Source organism: Nitrososphaerales archaeon, from assembly GCA_025058425.1.
In the GTDB taxonomy this organism is placed as follows: Archaea; Thermoproteota; Nitrososphaeria; order Nitrososphaerales; family JANXEG01; genus JANXEG01.
This window is the reverse complement of record JANXEG010000052.1, coordinates 1-8,648: the sequence shown is the minus strand read 5'-3', so window position 1 is coordinate 8,648 and position 8,648 is coordinate 1. Positions and strand designations below refer to the sequence as shown.

Annotated in this window: 11 protein-coding genes; 5 read left to right on the top strand and 6 right to left on the bottom strand. The window is 42.6% G+C overall.

The genetic code is table 11. The features are described 5' to 3' along the window. The coding region (locus NZ896_05690; GenBank protein MCS7116944.1) for a hypothetical protein at positions 1–865 on the top strand (865 nt) is incomplete at its 5' end. A 37-nt stretch (positions 866–902) separates the two neighbouring features. Next, positions 903–1,898 (top strand): DUF4392 domain-containing protein, encoded by a 996-nt coding sequence (locus NZ896_05685; protein MCS7116943.1) that lies wholly within the window; start codon positions 903–905, stop codon positions 1,896–1,898. A 214-nt stretch (positions 1,899–2,112) separates the two neighbouring features. Here NZ896_05685 and NZ896_05680 read toward each other — a convergent pair whose 3' ends face one another. After that, on the bottom strand, positions 2,113–3,672 hold the full coding sequence (locus NZ896_05680; GenBank protein ID MCS7116942.1) for a sodium:solute symporter family protein: 1,560 nt from the start codon (positions 3,670–3,672) through the stop codon (positions 2,113–2,115). Between the two features lie 5 nt (positions 3,673–3,677). After that, a complete protein-coding gene (locus NZ896_05675; protein ID MCS7116941.1) occupies positions 3,678–3,929 on the bottom strand; it encodes a hypothetical protein in 252 nt (83 codons plus the stop codon). 337 nt (positions 3,930–4,266) lie between these two features. On the opposite strand from NZ896_05675, the gene NZ896_05670 reads away from it, so the two are divergent. Beyond that, entirely contained in the window at positions 4,267–4,980 is a 714-nt protein-coding gene (locus tag NZ896_05670) for an aspartate/glutamate racemase family protein (GenBank protein MCS7116940.1), read from the top strand. 68 nt (positions 4,981–5,048) lie between these two features. On the opposite strand, the gene gcvT is transcribed toward NZ896_05670, so the two are convergent. Further along, entirely contained in the window at positions 5,049–6,209 is a 1,161-nt protein-coding gene (gcvT, locus tag NZ896_05665) for a glycine cleavage system aminomethyltransferase GcvT (GenBank protein MCS7116939.1), read from the bottom strand. A 139-nt stretch (positions 6,210–6,348) separates the two neighbouring features. Here gcvT and NZ896_05660 point away from each other — a divergent pair, with 139 nt between their 5' ends. Together NZ896_05660 and cofE are read left to right on the top strand one after the other, a co-directional pair. After that, on the top strand, positions 6,349–6,669 hold the full coding sequence (locus NZ896_05660) for a YbjQ family protein (protein ID MCS7116938.1): 321 nt from the start codon (positions 6,349–6,351) through the stop codon (positions 6,667–6,669). Positions 6,670–6,877: 208 nt separating this feature from the next. Continuing rightward, positions 6,878–7,678 (top strand): coenzyme F420-0:L-glutamate ligase, encoded by an 801-nt coding sequence (gene cofE, locus NZ896_05655; GenBank protein ID MCS7116937.1) that lies wholly within the window; start codon positions 6,878–6,880, stop codon positions 7,676–7,678. Here cofE and NZ896_05650 read toward each other — a convergent pair. From NZ896_05650 to NZ896_05640, 3 genes are all read right to left on the bottom strand, one after another. Continuing rightward, the gene (locus NZ896_05650) at positions 7,671–8,036 is read right to left on the bottom strand and encodes a hypothetical protein (protein ID MCS7116936.1); all 366 of its coding nucleotides are present in this window, start codon (positions 8,034–8,036) and stop codon (positions 7,671–7,673) included. The two genes, cofE and NZ896_05650, sit on opposite strands and share 8 nt — an antisense overlap. Before the next feature lie 5 nt (positions 8,037–8,041). Beyond that, the gene (locus tag NZ896_05645; GenBank protein MCS7116935.1) at positions 8,042–8,299 is read right to left on the bottom strand and encodes a hypothetical protein; all 258 of its coding nucleotides are present in this window, start codon (positions 8,297–8,299) and stop codon (positions 8,042–8,044) included. 132 nt (positions 8,300–8,431) lie between these two features. Next, positions 8,432–8,602 carry a hypothetical protein gene (locus NZ896_05640; GenBank protein MCS7116934.1) on the bottom strand — a complete coding sequence of 57 codons (171 nt, stop codon included), beginning with the start codon at positions 8,600–8,602 and terminating at the stop codon, positions 8,432–8,434. Positions 8,603–8,648 lie beyond the last annotated feature (46 nt).

Genomic DNA, 8,648 nt, shown 5'->3' with positions numbered 1-8,648 from the left:
AGTTACTGTAACCGACGATCCCGATTCTCTATTCGCTAAGATTAAGGCTGATGTAGCATTAATCGCTACAACTTCGTATGTAAGAACAGTATACTCACAAGTAGTCAAATGTATTCAAGCAGGTATGGATGTAATATCAACGTGTGAAGAATTGGCGTATCCTTGGGTCAAAGAACCACAACTCGCCAGTGAAATCGATGGTCTGGCGAAGAAGTGTGGGGTAAGTGTTTTAAGCACGGGTATAAACCCCGGTTACTTCTTAGATACATTGCCATTCTTCCTCACGGGCTTATGTGGAAAGGTTGAGAGAATTGAGGGTGTTAGAGCTGTACCTGTTGCAAAGCGTAGAATTCCCTTCCAAAAGAAGATCGGAGTCGGTATGTATCCTCAAGAATTTATGGAGAAGATTAAGAAGGGTGAGATTACAGGGCATGTCGGATTTGTAGAATCTATAGCATTGACAGCCGCTGCATTAGGATGGAAGTTGGATGAGATAAAGGAATTACCTCCAGAACCTGTAATAGCTGATAAGGAGGTAAGGACTACCTATATACCAGTACAACCCGGTCAGATGTTAGGTTACAATAGTGTAGCACAAGGAATAAAGGATGGAAAGCCCGTAATAGTATACAAAATGTTGATACATGCTGGGATAGAGGAGGGCTATCACGAATATAGGATCGAAGGGAATCCAAATATTTATGTGAGAATGGGTGAGGTAGCGGGAGACTGGGAGACCGCCCATGTAGCAGTCAATATGATACCCCGAGTAATAAATGCTAAACCAGGTTTATTAACGATGAAAGACCTGCCTCCACCATCCGCAATACTCGACGATGTAAGAATTCTAATAAACAGAGTTTAATCTCTTCTTAAATTTTTTCTTAAAAGAGTGTTGAGTGATGAAGAAGAAGGTTGAAGAGGTAGCTGAAAGTATCGATAGGCTTACTACAGTGGATATCGCTGCAAGAGGAGTTATTTACAAGCTTTATAGCGCGGTTCGTGATCTGATGAAGGAGCCATTAACGTTGATAGCAGCCCGAAGGAGTATAGAGGTGGTAAAGCCTAACGATCATGTATTCATTGTGACAGGATTTAGAGTACCTCCGAATTATATTCAAGAGACCGATGGACCGATAGGTGCAGCAGCCCTCGCTAGGGCTTTAAGCTTAGGATTAAAAGCGAAGCCTTTTCTATTTATAGAGGAAGAAGCAAAGGATATTCTCATTTCAACAGTGAGTGGAATGGGTCTGAAGTATGTTTCTAAAGAGTCCAAGGAGTCTAAAGAGTTACATGAGTTAGGGCAGGTTATGGTGGTGGGCTTACCTACAGATAAAGAGAAAGCCATTACGATCATGGACGATCTTCTAAATAAATACAGCCCTTCCATACTCCTCTTTATAGAAAAGGCCGGTAGAAATGAGAAAGGATTTTGCCACACGATGAGGGGTTTTAATGTCACACCCTATCACGCCTATGCGGAGTATATGCTTGAAAGAGTAAGTAAGCAAGGGAGTTTGACTATAGGGATAGGTGATGGAGGGAATGAAGTCGGTATGGGGAAGATTAAGGATACTGTAAAGAACTTTGTACCCTATGGTAGAGAGTGCCAATGTCCATGTAAAGGAGGGATTGCGGCAGAGTCATCTACAGACATCTTAGTTGTAGCTACAGTTTCAAATTGGGGAGGGTATGGTATCGAAGCTTGCTTAGCCCATCTTATCAACGAGCCAAAATTAATGCATGATCCAAGTATGGAGGAGAGGGCTATAGAGCTCGCGGTAAAAGCTGGGGCTATAGATGGGGTAACAGGCCTTGCAGAACCTTCGGTAGATGGTATGTTTAAGGATATACATTCATCGATAGTAAGAATACTTTATGAGATCATAAAGAAATAGAAACGATGATCGTTCGATTAAGTAACAATGGTTCTGATTCACCTTTAGTCTTATGCAGAATTTGATATAGTTAGGGAATCTTGAAACCATATAATGCTCAATATAGTGCTGATCTTTGATGATTTTTGAAAAATTTTTTAAATTGAAGTTATGATCCAAATTCTCTAACTAGAGCATAAATAATCTTAGTAAAAAAGGAGAGGGGGTTTAGGATTTATGAGGTAGTAGATTTACTGTAAAGAACCTCTTCCAAGTATCCATGAATCCTCGTAACTGTTTCCTTCGATGGCGGCTTCGTGAAAAGGCTGACGATCAACGCCACTATGACATTGAATATAAGGCCCCATACCCCTGCGTGGAAGGTGCCGAAATCACCTAACACTGGAAATACGATGATCTTAAGATAGCCTAAGACGAGTATCGAGGTACCGACGATTATTCCAACTATAGCGCCCCACTTCGTAATCAGAATCCTTCTATGTGGATAGATCACCACTAGAGTTGCTGGAGCGAATTGTAAACACCCAGCCGTAGCTAAAGCGACCAGATCGAATATGTAACCAGGCCTAATGACGGCAAAGTACCAGCCTAGAAATGCAAAGATCACCATGACGATCCTTCCGATGTTAACCCATCCTTTCTCACTCAGATTTACATTCGCACCTTTACGGATCATATCGTTGGTAATGACTGTGGATGTAGCTATGAGGAAGTTATCTTGTGTAGACATGGCTGCCGCGATCGCTCCAGCGAAGAGCAATCCCGCCAGTGCAGCTGGCGCGTACATGAAGGTGATCAAAGGTAGCATCGCATCGACGGTACCGTAAGTCTTCGTTATCTCTGCCAATGGCGGTATTATCTTCTTATGTATCAATAGGAAGCCCGTTAGTCCAGTGAGTACCGGTGGGACGTAGATGGTGCATAGGTAGATCGTTGTAGCGTACTGTGACTTCCTTATGGTTGGAGGGTCTCTGGCAGCGTAAAACTTCATCTGAAGGTGCTGCATCGTGAGCATCAGGCCTATGCTGAAGAGAAGGTAGTTTGAGAGTATCGCTCCCGGTGCGCTCCACCCTTTCATGGGGACCGAGAGTAATTCTGGTCTGATCTTTAACACTTCCTCGAATAAGGGTCCTGGACCTCCCACAGCGTTAAAGACCACGACGAATGAAACTATCCAAACCAATGCGTACATCCAGATCCCTTGAATGACATCGGTCCATGCCGTTGCCCTCTGTCCACCCATCAAACAATAGGCTAGTGTGACAAGAGTGAGAATTAGTGATGCCCATATATAGGGGATCCTCCCTTCACTCGCTATCGTCGTTATCAGACCGAATCCAATCGCCTGAACGGTGATGTAAGGTATCACCCAAAGGGCCATAAGTACAGCGATGATCAATCTTAGAAGTCTACTCTCATAAAAGTCTGCTAAAAGATCTGCCAAGGTGATATAGCCAAACCTTCTACCGAGATGCCAATACCTTGGGCCCATGACCATCGCTACCATACCTGCACAGACCGTCCATCCACACGATCCTACCCACCACGCGACACCGTGGGCAACAGCTGTAGCTGCGGATGTCAATACTGCAAAAGCGCTGTGGTACGTGGCAGCGGTGGTAAGGAATAGTACCAAAAATCCAGCGGTTCGACTCATGACGAAGAAGTCGTCTATGGTAAGTTTTAGTATTCTCATGGTTATGAATCCGACGATCAAGCATATGATGGAGTAGCCTATGATGAGGCTAGTAGATATAACCCATGGTTCAACCATACCTTTCACCTCCAAAACTTAAAGGCCGCGATCGCCAATATTATCACCAGTATAAGCCACCAGATCGTAGCCCACCAGAATGCGAGTGAAAAGCCTCCGAAGGGGATCGCGCGAGGCGCTCCGGCGAGGATCCAGCCAGGCCACCATAACATTACCATACAGATGAACACTAGTACCAAGAATACTTTGTCGGATGTTTTTCTCGGTATGATATGGCTACGGATTACGATCTCTTTCTTTTCTTCACTTTCGTTCATAGTTAAGGTATAAAAAGATTTGATATTTAAGAATTTCGAGAATTTTTTATTAATTTCTTTATGAACCCTTCTAATCTAACTTATTTTTTATAATTTCACATACCTTCAAGTGAACTTTTTGATCTTTTTGATTACTTCGATCACTTTAAAACTTCCTCTCTCCCTATACATGGTTAGAAGATCGTTCCTTGAGATGGTAAAAGTGACTTTAAATCAAAACACTTTTCACATTAAAAATCTACCAGATTTTCGGTTTTACCATTATATCTAGGATGCGTTAAGAGGATAAGAAGAGAAGATTTATTTAATGTTCAAAATAGATTTAGATTGATAGGCCTTGTACGGTTGGCGTGGACGTATCGGATTGTTGATCCCCTCATCGAATACGACGATGGAGAGCGAATTCTGGAAGGTTGTACCTGATGGTGTTTCTATACATACGGCAAGGATGAGGCTCATCGAAGCTTCAGCAGAAGCTCTTAAAGAGATGGCTAAAGAAGCCCTTAAAGCTGCAGAGGATCTCGCCACCGCCAATGTCAATCTCATACTCTATGGATGTACGACGGGCTCTCTCATCGAGGGTATCAGATGGGAGCAGGAGCTCAGCGAGAGTATAAGGTTGAGGACAGGGGTAAAGGCTATAACGACGGCCTTCGCCGTTATCGAGGCCCTTAAAGCGTTATCGATAAAGAATGTAGCGGTAGCGACACCGTACATAGAGGAGCTCAATGAAAAGGAGAAGGTATTCTTGGAAGAATGCGGGTTTAAAGTTGTGAGAATGAAGGGTTTGAATATTTTGAAGAATACAGAAATCGGTATGCAGCCTTCTTGGGTATCCTATAAATTAGCGAGGGATGTATACACTCATGATGTAGATGGTATCTTCATAAGTTGCACAAACTTCCGAACTTTGGATATTCTTGAAAAGCTTGAGAGCGATCTGAATAAACCTGTGGTATCGAGCAATTCTGCATCGATATGGTTGGCACTTAAAGAACTCGGTGTGAGGGAGCAGATAAAGGGTTACGGGAAGTTACTAGCAAATCTTTAATTGATACTTATTGAATTATAAATTATTGATCTAATCTCTCAATGCGAGTCGCTAACTTCTCACGATCTTTATCTTTTTCTATTCCATCCATACTTTTCTGTATCGTAAAAGGGAAAGGTCGTTATAATTGCATCGTTCAATGCTCCTCGAATAGATATCTGTAGCACTCCCCCTACTCGATCCAGACTTTTCGATATATAGCCCATACCAATACCCTTTCTTAAGATCGGTGAAAATGTCCCACTCGTTACTCTACCTACAACCTTACCATCGCTCAAAATTTCATAACCATTGCGTGGTATCCCTCTCTCTTTCATCACAAAGCCTACCCTGATCTTCTCCACACCTTTCCTCCTCTGTTCCAGGATCGCATGCTTGCCCACGTAATCACTTATCTTATCGGTAGGTATTAACCAGTCCAATCTTGCTTCTAAGGGTGTAGTATTTTCATCGACATCCTGGCCATAAAGTATCATGCCAGCCTCTAATCTCAATGTATCACGTGCACCTAGGCCACAGGGTAGGATATTTACATCTTTTCCTACTTCAAGGATCATATTCCAGATCTTTTCAGCCTTTATAGGTTCATCTACAGGGCATTGGGGGATTAAAATTTCGAAGCCGTCTTCGCCAGTGTATCCAGTTCGTGATATCTGTACACTAATACCATCTATCTTTGCTGAAGTATGGTGATACCTCTTTACATTGGAGAGGTTGACATCGACGATCTTCTGAAGGATTATCGGTGCCTGAGGGCCTTGTAATGCGATCAGAGCAGATTCATCGGTAATATCGATTATATCCACATCAAAATTCACAGATACCTTGGAGAGCCAATTAAAATCCTTCTCCCGATTGATGGCATTTACCACCATGATAAACTCATCTTCTTTTATCCTCAGGGTTACCAAATCGTCCAGTATCCCACCCTTTTCGTTACACATGACGGAGTAGAAGCACCTGCCATCGTATATCTTCGCCAATGCTGTAGGTAGTAGATAGTCTAAGAATTTGATCGCCTCTCTACCCCTTATTATGAATCGACCCATATGGGATACGTCAAATACACCTGCAGAATTTCTCACCGCCAGATGCTCTTCAGTAATACCCTTGAACCATACTGGTAAAAGGTAGTTGGCGAATGGTATCAATTGGCCGTGCTCTTTATGGTAAGAATAGAGGTGTGTTACCTTATGTGGATGGTGAGAAGGGATCTTTTGCTCACACATCTTAATCCCAACCTATCCCTATCGCTCTCTGCTTTATATCGAATTCGTAACTCGTAAATTTACCTAACACCGATGAATTATTAAGTCTTTCTACACAGAAAAGATTTAATTTGGTAGCCACTAAATAGAAGGAGCACTTATGATCCTCACCACCACCGAAACGATCCCTGGGTATGAAATTGAGAGAGTGATAGGATTCGTAGAGGGGAGCTCCGTCAGGACTGTGCACTTGGGCAAACATATTAGAGGTTTTTTCAGAAGGATCGTTGGAGGGGAGTTGACTTACTACAGTGATCTTCTAGATAGAGCGAGGAGTGAAGCCTGTAAGAGGATGATCGAGAAGGCTGAAAGGTTGGGGGCTGATGCTATAATCGGTGTTAGATACATGACGGCTATGATAGCTGCTGGAGCATCTGAAATTACTGTATATGGGACTGCTGTGAAGCTAAAGCGAATATAACAAATGTAAAATTTAATTTTAAATTTTGATCAGGATCAAAGAAGTTATCCTCTAAACATCCAAATATTCGATACAGGTTTTAGAATAAGAGCGAGTTCATGATAAGGAAAATTGGATAGATTTTATCTATTTTATGGGAAAAGAACCTTTATAACTGTAATGTTACACTCAAGGCTATAAGGGATGATCTTCATTTATGGATCAAAAGTTGGGCAGATTGGAATTCATACCGATCAAGGTGGAGGTCCAGAAGGATAGGTTCGACCTCGTTCAAAAGGTTATTGAAGCGATCGAGAAGAATCACGAATCTCTTAAAGATGGTGATATCATCGTGATCTCGAGCAAGTTCGTCGCGATGGCCGAGGGCAGAATCGTAAAGTTAAGTACCGTTCATCCGAGTAAAGAGGCGAAGAAGCTCGCAAAAAGGCTGAATATGAGCGAAAGGTTCGCAGAATTGGTCCTTAGAGAAGCCGATGTAGTCTTTGGTGGAGTACCGGGCTTCGCACTGACCATCAAGGATGGTGTCTTATCACCGAACTCTGGAATAGATAGATCGAATGTATACCCCGGTTACGTGATACTACATCCGAGCGATCCATTTAAAAAGGCCGAAGATTTGAGGAAGGCGATCTTCGAAAGGACTGGTAGGAAGGTCGGCATAGTCATCACAGATAGTAGACTATTGCCTACAAGGGTGGGGACTGTAGGTATAGCGATCGGTGTGGCTGGCTTTGAGCCTGTTCGTGATATGAGAGGGAAGAAGGATCTATTCGGGAATGTACTGAAGGTCACTCGCCAGGCTTTGGCCGATGATATCAGTTCGGGTGCCCAACTCTTAATGGGTGAAGCTGACGAAGGTATACCGATCGTTATCGTGAGAGCTGTAGATCTGCAACAGAACCCGATAACCTTCACCGACCGGCCGATCGGTAAAAGAGAAGTCGTTATCGATTACAAGAGGTGCATCTACTTGAAAGGGCTCAGTGTATCAAGAAGGAGGGTCAAGTAGATGTTTTCTCCTTATCATTACCGATACCGATAGGTTTTGAATACTCTTGAATGATCATCTCCTCTAACTTCTGAAAGTAGAGCCTGGTGGCGAATGGCATCGAATCTAGATTCTTCTCGATCGCTTCGATAACGTAAGGAACTGCCCTTCTGGAAGCCCTAAATTCAAACTTCATCCATAATATTGGATCCTGCTTCACAGAGATACTATCACGAAGCTCCTCAGGGCATAAGGCCTTCGCATCCGCCTCGATGATACGGTACCAATCTGCGAGAACGTCGGGATCTAAACCATGTTTTATTTCATCTATCATACTTAGAAATCTGTTGATTAGAGAGATCTCGACACTATCATTCATGACCATCACAAAGAGAATTTCAGTATGACCTCTTCATCATCTTCGAAATCGTGCTCACTGAGCTCCCCGATACGCTCCCGATAGATCTGTCGAAACTTCTTTGCAGTCTGCACATCTGGAAAGCATACGAATATGCGATTATAATTCGAATATAATTCTCTTACGTAATCTACCACAACATCGAAGTATCTATCTAACTTTATAGCTTCACGGTGATCGACACGGATGATCCCAGCATCATCCTCGGTAAGTATGAGAACCATCTAACCCTCAAGGATCTTTGTAACCTATTCGATATTCTTAAGATGGGTGCTCAAGCTTCTTTGACAAATTGCTATCCACACTCTATATTTTTTAAGTTGATAAAGGCAGAGAGATGTTAAGATTGCTAAAATTCACGATCTATCGATAGGTATGATCTCTAATGTAAAATCTTGTGTCGAGAGCTTTACACCACAATTTTTACAACGGCCATTGGAGGCCCGGAGAATATTCTTTGCGGACTTCAACTCTGTACCTACATACAGAGTGGCACCACAAGAGCTACATACGATTTCGAATACCATTTTCAGCTTTAGCTATAATATATGGTGACTACGATATAAATTTAAC

Excerpts from the sequence above, each read along its gene's own strand:
- NZ896_05660 (MCS7116938.1), top strand. The coding sequence starts at position 6,349 with ATGATCCTCACCACCACCGAAACGATCCCTGGGTATGAAATTGAGAGA.
- NZ896_05680 (MCS7116942.1), bottom strand. The coding sequence starts at position 3,672 with ATGGTTGAACCATGGGTTATATCTACTAGCCTCATCATAGGCTACTCC.
- NZ896_05645 (MCS7116935.1), bottom strand. The coding sequence starts at position 8,299 with ATGGTTCTCATACTTACCGAGGATGATGCTGGGATCATCCGTGTCGAT.
- NZ896_05640 (MCS7116934.1), bottom strand. The coding sequence starts at position 8,602 with ATGGTATTCGAAATCGTATGTAGCTCTTGTGGTGCCACTCTGTATGTA.
- NZ896_05675 (MCS7116941.1), bottom strand. The coding sequence starts at position 3,929 with ATGAACGAAAGTGAAGAAAAGAAAGAGATCGTAATCCGTAGCCATATC.
- NZ896_05650 (MCS7116936.1), bottom strand. The coding sequence starts at position 8,036 with ATGAATGATAGTGTCGAGATCTCTCTAATCAACAGATTTCTAAGTATG.
- gcvT (MCS7116939.1), bottom strand. The coding sequence starts at position 6,209 with ATGTGTGAGCAAAAGATCCCTTCTCACCATCCACATAAGGTAACACAC.
- NZ896_05685 (MCS7116943.1), top strand. The coding sequence starts at position 903 with ATGAAGAAGAAGGTTGAAGAGGTAGCTGAAAGTATCGATAGGCTTACT.